The organism is Parvularcula sp. IMCC14364 (genome assembly GCF_030758415.1).
Lineage (GTDB): Bacteria > Pseudomonadota > Alphaproteobacteria > Caulobacterales > Parvularculaceae > Aquisalinus.
Window position 1 is genome coordinate 835,790 of sequence record NZ_CP132334.1, and the last position, 14,528, is coordinate 850,317.

The 14,528-nt window shown below is 49.2% G+C and carries 8 protein-coding genes; 5 read left to right on the plus strand and 3 right to left on the minus strand.

The features are described from left to right. The first annotated feature begins 336 nt into the window (after nucleotides 1-336). The gene (locus RAL90_RS04070; protein WP_306253248.1) at nucleotides 337-7,119 is read left to right on the plus strand and encodes an Ig-like domain-containing protein; all 6,783 of its coding nucleotides are present in this window, start codon (nucleotides 337-339) and stop codon (nucleotides 7,117-7,119) included. A 496-nt stretch (nucleotides 7,120-7,615) separates the two neighbouring features. Beyond that, the gene (locus RAL90_RS04075) at nucleotides 7,616-8,767 is read left to right on the plus strand and encodes a site-specific integrase (protein WP_306253249.1); all 1,152 of its coding nucleotides are present in this window, start codon (nucleotides 7,616-7,618) and stop codon (nucleotides 8,765-8,767) included. A gap of 213 nt (nucleotides 8,768-8,980) precedes the next feature. Here the strand turns inward: RAL90_RS04075 and RAL90_RS04080 are convergent, their stop codons facing one another. After that, entirely contained in the window at nucleotides 8,981-9,280 is a 300-nt protein-coding gene (locus RAL90_RS04080; RefSeq protein WP_306253250.1) for a hypothetical protein, read from the minus strand. Nucleotides 9,281-9,600: 320 nt separating this feature from the next. On the opposite strand from RAL90_RS04080, the gene RAL90_RS04085 reads away from it, so the two are divergent. Next, complete coding sequence (locus RAL90_RS04085; protein WP_306253251.1) at nucleotides 9,601-9,834, plus strand: hypothetical protein; 234 nt, start codon at nucleotides 9,601-9,603, stop codon at nucleotides 9,832-9,834. A 144-nt stretch (nucleotides 9,835-9,978) separates the two neighbouring features. Here the strand turns inward: RAL90_RS04085 and RAL90_RS04090 are convergent, their stop codons facing one another. Together RAL90_RS04090 and RAL90_RS04095 are read right to left on the minus strand one after the other, a co-directional pair. After that, nucleotides 9,979-11,019 (minus strand): hypothetical protein, encoded by a 1,041-nt coding sequence (locus RAL90_RS04090; RefSeq protein WP_306253252.1) that lies wholly within the window; start codon nucleotides 11,017-11,019, stop codon nucleotides 9,979-9,981. A gap of 76 nt (nucleotides 11,020-11,095) precedes the next feature. Continuing rightward, nucleotides 11,096-11,917 (minus strand): glycosyl hydrolase family 17 protein, encoded by an 822-nt coding sequence (locus RAL90_RS04095; RefSeq protein ID WP_372340424.1) that lies wholly within the window; start codon nucleotides 11,915-11,917, stop codon nucleotides 11,096-11,098. Nucleotides 11,918-12,133: 216 nt separating this feature from the next. Here RAL90_RS04095 and RAL90_RS04100 point away from each other — a divergent pair, with 216 nt between their 5' ends. Together RAL90_RS04100 and RAL90_RS04105 are read left to right on the plus strand one after the other, a co-directional pair. Then, a complete protein-coding gene (locus RAL90_RS04100; protein WP_306253254.1) occupies nucleotides 12,134-13,081 on the plus strand; it encodes a glycoside hydrolase family 16 protein in 948 nt (315 codons plus the stop codon). Beyond that, nucleotides 13,081-14,523, plus strand: a complete 1,443-nt coding sequence (locus RAL90_RS04105; RefSeq protein ID WP_306253255.1) for an MFS transporter — start codon at nucleotides 13,081-13,083, stop codon at nucleotides 14,521-14,523. Before RAL90_RS04100 ends, RAL90_RS04105 begins: the two co-directional genes overlap by 1 nt. The last annotated feature ends 5 nt before the right edge of the window (nucleotides 14,524-14,528 follow it).

The window sequence follows — 14,528 nt, forward strand, 5'->3', positions numbered from 1 at the left end:
GTTTTCAATTGGCTGGGTCTTCCGTAAAGCCCCATTATTATGGGCCATTTCTTGATAGAGGGACATGTACTCTTGAAGCGCTCCCAAATGTTAGACCATCTGACCGGAGGATGTTCCGGGGTGATGATGTGAGGTGCCATTAAGCAATACAGGGATAATATATCCAAACGTCTGCAAGGTAATTGAGAAAAGGCGGTGCACACAACCTACGCGCTCGCATAATTTTAAGATATCAATTATAAGGGTAAAGGCTCATCGTTTTACCACGGGCATCAAGAAGTACAGATTTAATGTTTCGCGTAATTGGCATGCTGAAGCAGCTAGAGGAGCCCACCCATGGCCAACAGATCCAAAGGTGATATTTTAACGAGCGACTTGCTGTTGGCAGAGAGTTTGAGTGCCAGCGACAGCTCATTTACGGTGCCCTGGAGCGGCGGTTTCAGCTTCGTCGCTGAAGTACTTGATATTTCATTCCTGACTCTGCCGAAGCCTGTAATACAAGCCGAGGTCACCAATTTTCAATTGAAATCCGGCAGCATGGACAGTTCCCTGAGTACGCTCTGGGGCGGGTTCCAGGCCGCCATGGCGCGCTCGACGGAAGATAGTGGCAAGGTTGCTGCTGCGGCGTTCAGGGAAGTACCAGAAGTGACCATGTTCGGTGAACATGTCGTCGTGGATGTCACTGCCCGGGACGGCAATGCTGCCGCCTTGCTGGAAGAACTGGAAGAGCTGGGCCTGCAGTATGGTGCCGCTTTTGGTGGCCTTGTCTCTGGGCTTTTGCCGGTCGCTGCGCTGGGCGCGCTCGAAGCCGCGCAACATGTCAGGTATGCCTCGGCCAGCTTGATGAAAACCAACACCGGTTCGGTCACCAATCAGGGTGATGCGGCAATGCTGGCAGATGATGCCCGCGCCACTTTCAGTGTCGATGGTACCGGCCTGACCATCGGAACGCTGTCGGACAGTTATGACAACCTGGCTGGAGAAGCGGCAGGGATCGCCTCGGGCGATCTGCCAGATGATGTCATTGTGTTGGAGGATCTCGGCTCGGGTGGTTCCGATGAAGGTCGTGGCATGATGGAGCTTATTTTTGATACTGCACCGGGTGCTGATCAATTATTCCATACGGCATTTCTGGGGCAGGCAAACTTTGCCCAGGGTATCATTGACCTGCAAAATGCCGGAGCTGATATAATAGTTGATGATGTCTTCTATTTTGCGGAACCATTTTTCCAGGACGGCATCATAGCGCAAGCGGTTGATCAGGTCGTTGGAAACGGTGCCCTTTATTTTTCTTCCGCGGGTAACTCTGGCAGGGATTCCTGGGAGGATGGCTTCCGCGCGTCAGCGGATACTATTTCCGGCATAGATGGCACCTTACATGATTTTGATTCAGGGGCAGGCGACGATGCCCGGATGAACATAACATTGGCGAATAATCAAAGTATCCGACTTTCGTTCCAGTGGGATGAGCCCTTTGCCGCTGCCGGTGGCACGGGCTCCGCCAGTGACGTCGACATCTTCCTTCTCAATGCTGGAACAGATACGATCGTTGCAGGCTCAGCAGCCGATAATATCGCCAATGGTGATCCTGTTGAAATCTTTTCATTTACCAACACCACAGGCTCCATCCAGAATTATGATATTGTCATCAGTCTGTTTGCGGGGGCTGCACCCGGCCTGATGAAGTTCATCGACTTTGATGGTGCTACGTATAATGAGTATTTCACTTTCAGTTCGACCGTCGTCGGACACTCCAATGCCGAAGGCGCGAACGCGATCGGGGCCTCAGCTTTCTTTTTCACTCCGGAATTCGGTCAGAGCCCGCCGGTATTGAACAATTTCTCTTCTTTCGGCGTCACACCCATCTTCTTTGAAGATGACGGCACCCGCCTGGCCACAGAAGAAATCCGCACCGGCCCGGTCTTCACTGCCCCTGATGGCGGTAACACTACCTTCTTCGGGTCGGACTCCGGCGCTGACGCTGATGCATTCCCGAACTTCTTCGGCACATCTGCCGCAGCGCCCAATGCCGCCGCCGCTGCTGCACTCCTGAAAGAAGCGGTCCCCACGGCCACAAATGAGCAGATCATCCCGGCTCTTACCGAGACGGCAATTGACATTCGGCAGAATTCCGATGGCGTCCCCCTTGCGGTCGGTACGGACGAAGGGTCCGGTGCCGGTCTCATTCAGGTTGATGACGCTATTATTCGCCTGCAGGAACTGGCAAGCGCTGGCAATACGGCCCCTGTGGCCCAGGATGATGACGTCACAACCGATGAAGACACAGTTCTGACCGGGGAAGTGCTCATAGATAATGGCAATGGCGCGGACAGTGACGCCGATGGGGATACTCTCACGATTACCACGGTGAATGGCGAGACGGCAGATGTTGGGCAGCAGGTGACGTTGGCTTCTGGCGCTCTCCTGACAGTCAATGCCGACGGTACTTTCTCTTACGACCCGAACGGACAATTTGAGAGCCTCGCGGTCAATGAAACCGATACCGATAGTTTCACCTACACGGTGATGGATGATGATACTGGTGTTAGCAGCCCAGCCACGGTGACGGTCACTATCGATGGTGTGAATGATGCGCCTGAGTTTGACGAACTGACGCTTGTGCCTGCGAGTGTGGATGAAGAAGGCTCGATCACTGTTGATGGGACATTCCTTGACCCTGATCTGTCAGACACGCATACGATCACCATTGATTGGGGGGATGGCTCTTCTTCGACTGTGGTCGAACTGACGGGTGGCGAACGGTCATTTCAGGCTGAGCATCAGTATCTGGATGATGATCCATCGGGCACGGCGTCTGATGATTACACGATCAGCTTTAGTATTGCCGACAATAACGCTGGCGGTGATAGTACGACCCGTGATGTGACGGTCAGCAATGTTGCGCCCGTAGCTACTGTTGATACAGCGACGACGGATGAAGACACCGTGCTGAGTGCTATTGCCGTGTTGAGTAATGATACGGATGCAGCGGCAGATACACTGACGATTGATTCTATCGACAGTTCAGGCACAGTTGGGCTCGTTGCAGACAATGGCGACGGAACGATCACCTACGACCCTAACGGCCAGTTCGAGTTCCTGGCTGCCGGAGAAAGCACAACAGACACATTCAGCTACACGATCAGCGATGACGATACCGGCACCGATTCAGCTACTGTCACGGTCACGATCAATGGTGTGAATGATGCGCCTGAGTTTGATGAACTGACGGTTGTGCCTGCGAGTGTGAATGAAGAAGGCTCGATCACTGTTAATGGGACATTCCTTGACCCTGATCTGTCAGATACGCATGCAATCACCATTGATTGGGGGGATGGCTTTTCTTCGACTGTGATCGAACTGACGGCGGGTGAACGGTCATTTCAGGCTGAGCATCAGTATCTGGATGATGATCCATCGGGCACGGCGTCTGATGATTACACGATCAGCTTTAGCATAGTCGACAATAACGCTGGCGGTGATAGTGCGACCCGTGATGTGACGGTCAATAATGTTGCGCCCGTAGCTACTGTTGATACAGCGACGACGGATGAAGACACCGTGCTGAGTGCTATTGCCGTGTTGAGTAATGATACGGATGCAGCGGCAGATACACTGACGATTGATTCTATCGATAGTTCAGGGACACTCGGGCTCGTTACAGACAATGGCGACGGAACGATCACCTACGACCCTAACGGCCAGTTCGAGTTCCTGGCTGCCGGAGAAAGCACAACAGACACATTCAGCTACACGATCAGCGATGACGACACCGGCACCGATACAGCTACCGTGACGGTCACGATCAATGGTGTGAATGATGCGCCTACAGCCAATGACGACGCGTTGACGGTAAGCGAAGATGACGGCCCGATTTTTGGATCAAATCTGCTGGATAACGATCAGGACCCAGATCTCACGGACATATTCTCGATTTTCTTTGTCGATGGTTCGGGACCTAATGTTGACAATGAATTCGCTCTGGATTCCGGCGCACTGGTAACAGTCAATACAGACGGATCATGGGTGTACAATCCAAACGGACAATTTGAAGACCTTGGAGTGGGGCAATTTGCTACGGACGAATTTGATTACTTTATGAATGATGGGATTGGTGGAAGCGACGGCGCGACAGTCACGGTCACAATTCTTGGCCAGAATGATGCGCCCGTGGCGTCAGATGACGAGTTTGCAACAGACGAAAGTATATCCGTTACTGGAAACCTTTTTATCTTCAATGGCACCGGATTTGATCAAGATACTGATGCAGGTGATTCTTTCACACTCACGGCCTTGAATGATATAACGTCGGATGTTGGCCAGGAGACAGTTCTGCCTTCCGGAGCTTTGTTACTCCTGAATGCAGATGGTACATTCTCCTACGCCCCCAACGGCCAATATGAAACGCTGGGGGCGGGTGAAACGGCATCTGACACATTCGATTATACAATAACTGATGGCAACGGTGCTTCTGCCACAGCAACAGTCACCATAGCCATTAGTGGCGTCAACGATGAGCCGGTTGCCATCAATGATGGGTATGTAATCACAGAAGACGGGAAAATTCTCGATGGAGATGTTTTCAGCGACACGGGTAGTGGGGCCGACTTCGATATTGATTTAAACGATACTCTCTCTGTATTGAGCATTGAGGGAAATGAAGCCAACGTCGGTCAGCAGATCACGCTGGCCTCAGGGGCATTGTTGACTCTGAACACAGATGGCACCTTCATCTACAACACCAATGGTCAGTTTGCGTCGCTGGATACAGGCGAGAGTGCATTAGAGACATTTACCTATACAGTCACAGACGGCCAGTTCGATCAGGTTGCCGCGACCTTTGATCCAGATATTCTTCCATCTCGCCTTGATGGAAGCGATGGCTTTGTCATTAACGGGAATGGATTTAGGGCTGGCAGCGGGCGTGTAGTTTCTTCCGCAGGCGATTTTAATGCAGATGGAATAGATGACCTGCTCATAAGCGCAGATAATCAGGTTAATGTTGTTTTTGGCCAAAGCAATGGCTTTTTGTCTGACGTTGAACTTTCATCCCTGGACGGGGCAAATGGATTTAGGGTCAACGGCCTTGAGCAGTTTGATAAATTTGGTGGGGCAATTGCCGCCGCAGGAGACCTGAATGGGGATGGCATCGATGACATTATCGTAGGCGCATCTGGTGCAGATGGTGGATATAGCAATTCAGGCGAATCCTATGTGATTTTTGGTACGTCTGCTTCGTTGTCGCCGATCTTTGACCTGACCGATCTCGATGGCACAAACGGGTTTGTGCTGGATGGAAGCGTCTTTAACGGTTTTAGCGGCGTTGCAGTTTCAAATGTCGGTGATCTTAATGGTGATGGGTTGCAGGATGTAGCAGTTTCGGCCCCATTCGCCGGAGAAGGCGGGCAGTCAACCGGACAGGTATATATTGTATACGGAAAACTTGACCCTTTCGCAGCCCGGTTCAGCTTTTCTGAACTTGATGGCAGTAACGGCTTCACGATCAATGGGATTGATAATTTTGATAATATTGGTAATACAAAAGACTCCATCTCCGGCGTGGGGGATGTGAACGGCGATGGCATCGATGATCTGCTGATTGGTGCAATTTTTGGCGGTTCGCTGCTTGGTAGCGGTGCTTCGTACATAGTTTTTGGTTCAACCGGGGATAGGCCAGCATCGCTGTTTTTATCGGATCTGGATGGCACAAATGGTTTCACATTAAGTGGATCAGTTGAAAATGAAAGAAGTGGGTATGCTGTAGCCGATATAGGGGATGTCAATGGCGACGGTTTTGATGACTTTGGTATTGGAGCACCGGACAGTTTTGTTGCTGGCGACCGTATAGGCAAAGTGTACGTTGTATTTGGTACGGACACCGGAGTTGCACCGGATATTGTGCTCTCGACACTGAATGGTGCTAACGGATTTATCATTAACGGCATTGACAGGTTTGATGAAGCCGGCACGTCGTTATCGTCAGCAGGTGACATAAATGGGGACGGTTTAGACGATATTTTAATCGGTGCACATTTTGCCGACAAAAATAATCAAACAAACTCCGGGCAGGCCTATGTTGTGTTCGGGTCGACTGATGGATTCGGGTCAAATCTGTCTCTTTCCGATCTGGATGGAACGACTGGATTCAGAATAACCGGCCTGAATACTCAGGATTATGTCGGCGTTTCTGTTTCTTCAGCTGGAGACGTCAACGGAGATGGTTTCGACGATTTGATCGTTGGCGCCAGTGGAGCAGATCCCAACGAAGACCGAAGCGGGGAAACATACGTTATCTTTGGCCGTGCAGAGTTCACACCTGTGCGGAGCAACACCGCCACGGTGACGATCACCATCAATGGCGCAAATGATATCAACATTCTGGGTACGTTTCGTCCCGAGACGCTGACGGGGGGCGACGAAGGCGAAAACATTACCGGGTTTGGCGGTAATGACACCCTCATCGGCAATGGCGGAAATGACCTGATCGACGGCGGTAATGGTCGTGATATTATTGATGGCGGCCTGGGGAACGATGAACTGATCGGCGGTAATGGCGGCGATACCATATTTGGCGGTGAGGGCGATGATATTATTTCCGGGCGCCGTGGGTCTGATCTAATTGATGGCGGGAGCGGGAATGACTTTATCGCTGGCCGCGGACTAACGGACATTATTTCCGGAGGCGACGGCAATGATGATCTGCGTGGCAATGGCGGTGACGATATGTTGAATGGCGATGCTGGCGATGACACTCTTGTCGGTGGCGCCGGCAATGACACGCTTTTTGGTGGTGATGGGGGCGACATTCTGGATGGCCGCCGAGATGATGACATTCTTTCAGGCGGTGCGGGGAATGATGTCCTGTTCGGGAAGGCAGGATTCGATACTTTTCTGTTCGAGGATGATTTTGGCAATGATGTTATCGCGGATTTTAATGCCGCAGACGGTGAGGAAGATATTGACCTCTCTGCGGTAACGGCCATCACGGACTTTGCAGACTTGGAAAATGATCACTTGACCCAGGACGGGTTAGACGCACTGATAACTGACGGCGCCAATACCATTCGTCTCCTGAATGTTAATGTGAATGACCTTGATGCCACCGATTTCATTTTCTGATCTGTTTCCTGGGAGCTCTATCAACTTAGACTGGCCGGTTTTTAATCCGACCGTCTTGCCTTGGTCGACGTCAGAAACAATTTTCTATACTGCTGCAACGCCATAAAAACGGAAGCGGCTGCGCCATAAAGGCAGATTAATCATCAGTCTACATCTTAAATATCCAAGCCACATCCGGGGTGTTGACTTTGTTCATGGCTGCCTGAAACGGAACGTCCTCAGAGTTGATGAGCAATGTGAGCACAGCTCGCGACATCAAAAATTCGTTTTTCGCTATTCATTGAAATTACTGGCGACCCCGACAGGATTCGAACCTGTGGCCCCCAGATTAGGAATGTGAAGACTGACGGTATATTCGCTTTCCTGGCATTACACAGAGAAACAATTATCAGCAAAATGCTTATACATAGAGATATTGAAATACCTGATAATTCTTCCCATGTGGTAGCATGGTGGTAGCACGTTACTTGGCGTTGATGAATCAGGAGCCGTTACATTGACAGATACTATTACAAAAAGGCGCGTTGATGCCGCCAAGCCGGGCGAGACGATTTGGGATCGCAAATTGAGCGGTTACGGCCTTCGGGTCTCTAAGGGTGGAACAAAATCCTATTGCTTAAAGTTTAGAAGTGGCGCGGTTCAGAGATGGTTGACAATTGGCAGGCACGGACCATTTACGCCTGAAACTGCCCGAAAGGAGGCGCAGCGCCTGTTGGCTGAAATTTCGCTAGGGAATGATCCAGTTGCAACACGGCAGCAGGCTGCAAAGTCCGAAACTGTGGGTCAGTTTGCTGAGCGGTACATGCGCGAACATGCAATCCCAACTAAAAAGCCACGCTCAGTAGAGGAAGACCACCGTAATCTGCGTCTACATATATTTCCTTTCATTGGCAAAATGAAAATTGGTGAAGTAAAGCGTGAACACATAGCCAAGATTATCAATAAAATGAGCGACAGGCCTTACGGAGCAAATCGGGTGCTAGCGCTCTTGTCTCATATGTTTACAAAAGCTGAGGCGTGGGGCGTCAGGCCCGACTATTCAAACCCATGCCGTCACATCAAGAAATTCAAAGAATCGAAGCGTGAACGGTTTTTGAATCAAGATGAATTGATCCGGCTTGGAGAGGCGTTAATAGAAGCGGAAAGCGAAGGAGAAAGCCCGTACGTCATTGTTGCAGTCAGGCTGCTTTTACTCACCGGAGCCCGCCTTAGTGAAATTCTGACCCTGAAATGGACCGATGTTGACATTGAGGCACGTTTAATTCGTTTGTCAGACTCTAAAACTGGCAAGAAAACAATCGTTGTTCCAGCTCCCGCCCTTGATTTGCTTTCCGCATTGCCAAAAATGAAGAATAATCCGTACGTCATATGTGGGATGAAAGATGGAACTCACCTTGTCAATTTGCAAAGACCATGGAGGCGGATTAGAGCAAGGGCAGGTCTTAAAGATGTTCGACTGCACGACTTACGCCACAGTTTTGCGTCGTTTGCTGTCGCGGGCGGCATGTCACTTCCATTGATTGGCTCACTACTTGGTCATAGCCAACCGCAAACAACGGCACGGTATGCTCATTTAGCTGATGATCCACGCCATGCTGCGGCAGCAGCTGTTGCTGAGAATATTGCGGCAAGTATGGCAGGAAAATGATGAGTGATTTTAAGAAGGCGAATTACTGCTGGCAACTGCGTCAGTCACATAGAAAATGATACGCTTGAACACGCGGAATTCATGGTTTTATTGATGCTGAAATTCAGTACCTTTTTCACGTTGAAATTCTTATGCAAAAATAATTGTTACCGGTGAAAATAAATTCAGTGATGGGACAATATATTGTCCAAGGTATAGAATTTATTCCACTCATTAAGAGACGAAGAATCCGACTTGTGATGCCCTGATCAGTTGAGCAGCTTCTACGACGGCATTCAGGTGCTGCTTTGATACATCGCCACTGGTTCTGTAGTAGTCATGGATATAATCCGCCAAGCCGGGAAAGCGACCAGCAAATACTACGGCTTGTAGTTTTACTTCCTTATCATCCAACTCTAGTTCGCCCCTGATCCATTCGTCATATGTCTGTGCGAGTTCAAGAAAGGCTTCTCGGTCCTTTTTATGATTTTCTCTTGAATGCCTTCTAATGAATTCGAGGCTTGTTTTATCCATGGCGGTTCTGCGTTAGCGTTATGTGGGGTTCAGAAATTATTTATCCCAAATATGTATTGGACGCATCCTCTTATGGTAAACTTGTTGCGCGTCTATGGCCTCTCTGTCGGTGCGTATATGCGCGGTGCCGCTTTGTCAGTGCCGACGCCCCGAGCCAGCAAGTTCTCAAATCAGGTGCTGCTATGCAGAAGAATACTAACTAAACCCGCTCAAGCCTTGTGCCACAGCAGAGCCCATTTTCCGGCTGGGCTTGAGCGATTATCATCGCTATCGGTGCAGCATCATCGAAAGATAATAAATTATTGTTCGGAGGTTGAAGTATGGCGATCTTCGATATTGAAAAGGATGACTTGCTTCGCTTGTTCGATGATCGATTGGGTGAAAAATACAATAATATCAATGAGTTAATGGTGTTCGTGTGCGCTATGTGTGCGGTCAGAAATAGTCAGTACTCTGCTGAAGTGAGTGGCTGGAATAAAAAACTTCAGCTAAATTTCGAAGAAACTAGGAAGCACGTCATTGCCGTGACACGGAAAACTACCCCTTCGCCGTGACCCTCCCACTTCAAACCAACCATATTCTTAGCACTCGTGGCTGCGTTCAATGGGGAAGCAGACCTGCTCCGCTTGTGGTCTGTTTGGTTAGACCCCGCCAATCCTACTTTAAATCGGTTGATTTATGTTTTTACGTATAGGGTGTTAGCGCGGCTGCATGGCTAACTTTGGTGAGCGATCTACGTAAAATAAACCCCAGTGCTTCTCGGCCCCTAGCGGATCATTCGGGTCTCCTTTCCATGGTTCGTCGAACGCTTCAAAGAAGAAAACTGTCGTATTTGTGTCCCGCGCCCAAGAGGAAATGTCTGTAAAATATCGGAGTTGCTTTTCTTCACTGGCCCTCGGGCCGAACTCACTTGCAATTGTGGCCCATCCAGCTTCGAGAATAGCAATCGTCTTACCCGGCAGAGCTTGCTGCACGCCAAGGATGTTCTCTGCAGTGTACTCAAGGCCGTCTTCTGTATCGCGCTCTTCCCAAATGGGATATGTATGTACGCCAATGAAATCCAGTTCGTTAGCTAGGGGTAAGCCGCTCTCAATCCACCAGGCATAATTTTCTGCGACTGTAACGGGTTGTGATGTTCGAGACTTCACATCTCTTACATAGGCAATCACTTGATCCACAGGAACCATATGATCTGTCCAAGAGACGAGTGCTTCATTGCCGATATTTATAGCGATGATGATGTCGCTGAACGTGGTGGCTAAGTCGATCCCTCGTTCGATTTCTTCGGAATTTCGAATCTTGTTACCTGCAAGCCTCTCGACAGAGATAGGCTCAGTGAGCCATGGGCACCCTTCGTGATTGCTAAGTTCAGCGTCAAGCCAGATGCCTAAAAGTACCTTGATAGGAAGGCGTTCTTCGCGAATGATTTCAAGAGTAGTCTTGGCATTTTCACCTGAATCATAAAGCCGGATCAAGGTAAATTCATTGTCTATAAGTATTTTCAAGTCCTCGAGGATTTCCGCTCGACTCGGGTTATTGGCACCGGCCCCTCGATCTGGATACTGACCTTCTCGAAAACCAGAGTATGCAATTGCCATAGTCTCGCCGGCAATTAAGTCACTTTTTGATTGCATGTAATTTACCCCGCTAACTGGTATTTCCTCACTCGCCTTTGGCTCACACGCAGAAATGCAACAAAACAGGATCAATGAAATCGCATATAATATTTTATCGCGCATATCTCTTTAACCTCTAAGTTATTCTCGCGTCGCTCATGCTTAGGCAACTGATTGAAATTTTTGCATGAAAAGATATTTATAATGAATATTTAGGCGCGCCGTCCTTATCCCAAAGCCCCCAAAAGGCACCAACATCTCCCTCTTTTTCAATTTTCCAAGACTCGTCGAACGAAGAAAAATAGAAAATTTCGATTCCTTCCTCCTCAGCCCACTGGTAAGCATCAATGAAATAACTCATAGCATTCTCAGGGGATGGAACAGCGCTTTCTTCCGGCGTGCCTACATTTGGCCAACCGGTTTCGGCTATCACCACTTTTTTGCCGTCGGAGACACGTTGGGCGCGGCGATACATCTCTCTCATGTAAATATGTGCATGCTCAGCTGGATATCCCTCCCAGAAAGGGTAGCAATTGACTAGAATAGTCTCGCAGGCTGCCGCTACACGTGGGTGGTCTTCGAACTTGAAATAAGCATCAACGTAGCCAACTGGAATAGCCCCAACCGCCGCTTTGGCGCGTTCGATGTAATCTATCAATTCTTCTTCAGATATTTCATCGCGCAGTAGCACTTCGTTACCAATAGCCAAAATATCAGCATGTCCCGCTTTGGCGATGTCTATTGCATTTTCGAGTTCAAGTTCATTCCGCTCTCTGTCGTCATCAATCCAGGCGCCAACCATCGTTTTTAGGCCACAGGACTTAGCGATCTCCGGGATATACTCATTTCCATCTGTACACGAGAAAGTACGCACCCAGTTCACAAATGGCACGATGATTCTTATTCTTTCGGAGATTTGTGCCTTAGAGATAACAGACCCTGGGCCTTGATTATCAACATATGGACTGAAAGAAATGCCATGGAACTTGTCGTTACGAATCTGATTGAACGCGACTAGCAGGTTTTGTCGGTCCTTCGGTTGAGCTGGACTGTGGTAATGGAGTTTCCCATCGTAGTACTTTTTAGACACTTTCCTGTCCTGAGCTTTCTAAGGGCACGGATTGCACATACTCGAAGCGATCAAAAATGACAACGTTGTCTTCTCCGTTTTTTTCGACTATGGTGATGCGTCAAACACAATAGTAGATTGTGAATTAAAAAAAATAGGGTGGAAAAAATGTCAAAAAAGTATTGGCTGATGGTAGCTGCGATTGCCAGCTGCGTATTGGGCTATGGGGCGGTAGCGCTTGAGGCGGACGATGGGAATTGGGAGCTTGTTTGGTCCGACGAATTTAATGGTGATGAAATTGATTTCACCAAATGGTCTCATGAAGTCGATTGCTGGGGCGGCGGAAACGAAGAGCGCCAATGTTACACTAAGAGACCTGAAAACTCATTCGTAGCAGATGGTTACCTTAATATTGTGGCCCGTTATGAAACAGCATCTGGTCCGGCCCTGCCTCGAAAAATGCGAGAAGGTCTATCCGTTGAAGAGAGACGCGCAAAAAAAGAGCAACCTTTTACGTCGGCTCGACTAAATACAAAGGGTAAAGCGGATTGGACTTACGGACGATTTGAGGTGCGGGCTAAAATGCCGAGGGGACAAGGCATGTGGCCAGCGATCTGGATGTTGCCAACTGAAGAGAAGTATGGCGCATGGGCGGCGTCTGGCGAAATTGACATTGCTGAGGTGGTAAACCTAGGTGCGAAGTGTGAGAAGTGTGAGGGGGGCTTGGAAAACAGTGTTGTTGGCACAGTTCACTACGGCGGTGAATGGCCTCGTAATAAATACAAGGGCGACGAAACTGAACTGCCACCGTCAGATGAAGGTTTTCATGTTTACTCCGTTGAATGGCGGGAAGGATCGATTTCTTGGTTCGTGGACGGAATGCATTATTCTACCCTGACATCCAAAGACTGGGGGCCGCAGGCAATGTTTACAAAGCTACCCCCAAATTCTCCATTCGACCAACCTTTTCATATGATACTAAACGTCGCAATAGGTGGTCATTTACCTGAAGCTGAGAACGAAGGTGGCGTCTCTTTGTTAGGCTTCCCAAAGGCTATGCAGGTTGACTGGGTTCGAGTGTACAAAAAAAGCGCCCACGATTCAGGTGATCTCTGATGGAGACTACCAAGCCTGAAGACCGGGTGCCATTGTTTCAGAAACTTGTTTATGGATCCGGGGCTTTTGTAAATAATCTCCTTGCTGGTTCGATTGGCGGGATGATGATTGTCCTCAATTTGGGCTTGGGAATGAACCCGGCGCTCGTCGGTTTGTTGGGGGCGCTCCCACGCTTTTTTGATGCGCTAACCGACCCGCTGATGGGCTATATTTCGGACAATACCAGAACGCGGTGGGGAAGGAGAAGGCCCTACATATTTGTTGGCGCTATTCTTGTTGGGATCATTTTCATCGCCTTATGGCAATTGCCGGAAGGGCAAAGTGAGACGTTTTATTTTTGGTATTTCCTAATAGGCTCCTTGGCATTCTACCTTGCTTACACAATTTTTGCGACGCCATGGGTTGCTCTGGGATATGAAATGACGCCGGATTATAACGAGCGCACCCGATTAATGGGTACCCAGAATTTTATTGGTCAGTTGGCATACTTTATCCCGCCGTGGCTTCTCCTTATTATGCAATGGGACGTATTATTCGACGATATGGTCGAAGGGGCCGCTGGTGTTGCGATAGTTATCGGTGTCTTCGTCATTGCAGCAGGCGTTTTGCCGGCGATTTTCCTCCGTGAGCGCGTGCCCTCCGGAAATCCAGGTGACAAAGCCCAGGCAGCCAAGACTATAGGTATTTCAGCGCGCGTTGCTGATTTCGCGCTTGGTTTCTACAGGGCATTGAAGTTTTTGCCATTTTTGAAGCTCTGCATTGCAACATTTCTTGTATTTAATGGTTTCATTCTGATCGCTGCATTCCAAACGTATGTCATAATTTACTATGTTTTTGACGGAGATCAGGTGGCTGGCGCAACCTATGCGGGGTATGCTGGGACGGTCGCTACATTTTCAACCTTTGGCGTCATCGCATTTATAACCTGGGTTGGGACAAAAATCGGAAAGAGGAAAGCGTTTGCGCTTTCGACAGCAATTTCAATGATTGGTTATGCATTGAAATGGTTCTGTTATAGTCCGGAATATCCAATTCTCGTCCTCCTTCCCGCGCCTCTGATTGCATTTGGGCTCGGGGGACTTTTTACGCTGATGCCATCGATGATGGCCGATGTTGTGGATATGGATGAGTTGAAAACAAATCAACGCCGCGAGGGAATGTTTGGTTCGATTTACTGGTGGGTTGTCAAGCTGGGTATGGCAGCTGCACTTGCTGGTGGTGGATTTTTGCTCAATGCCACCGGTTTCGATGTCGCGTTAGGTGGCGATCAAAGTGAGCGAACAATTGTACTTTTGCGGCTGTTTGACGCATTTGTTCCTGTCGTCGCTTCTGGCATTGCAATCTGGGCGGTTGCAACTTTTGGTATTACGAAGGAAAAGGCCCGCGAAATTAGACGAGAGCTTGAGGGCCGTCGTGGTGTCGTGCCTAGCGTGTCCGAGTAGAATCG

Bases quoted from the DNA above. Each gene is read 5' to 3' on its own strand.
- RAL90_RS04070 (WP_306253248.1), top strand. From the start codon at position 337: ATGGCCAACAGATCCAAAGGTGATATTTTAACGAGCGACTTGCTGTTG.
- RAL90_RS04080 (WP_306253250.1), bottom strand. From the start codon at position 9,280: ATGGATAAAACAAGCCTCGAATTCATTAGAAGGCATTCAAGAGAAAAT.
- RAL90_RS04085 (WP_306253251.1), top strand. From the start codon at position 9,601: ATGGCGATCTTCGATATTGAAAAGGATGACTTGCTTCGCTTGTTCGAT.
- RAL90_RS04090 (WP_306253252.1), bottom strand. From the start codon at position 11,019: ATGCGCGATAAAATATTATATGCGATTTCATTGATCCTGTTTTGTTGC.
- RAL90_RS04100 (WP_306253254.1), top strand. From the start codon at position 12,134: ATGTCAAAAAAGTATTGGCTGATGGTAGCTGCGATTGCCAGCTGCGTA.
- RAL90_RS04105 (WP_306253255.1), top strand. From the start codon at position 13,081: ATGGAGACTACCAAGCCTGAAGACCGGGTGCCATTGTTTCAGAAACTT.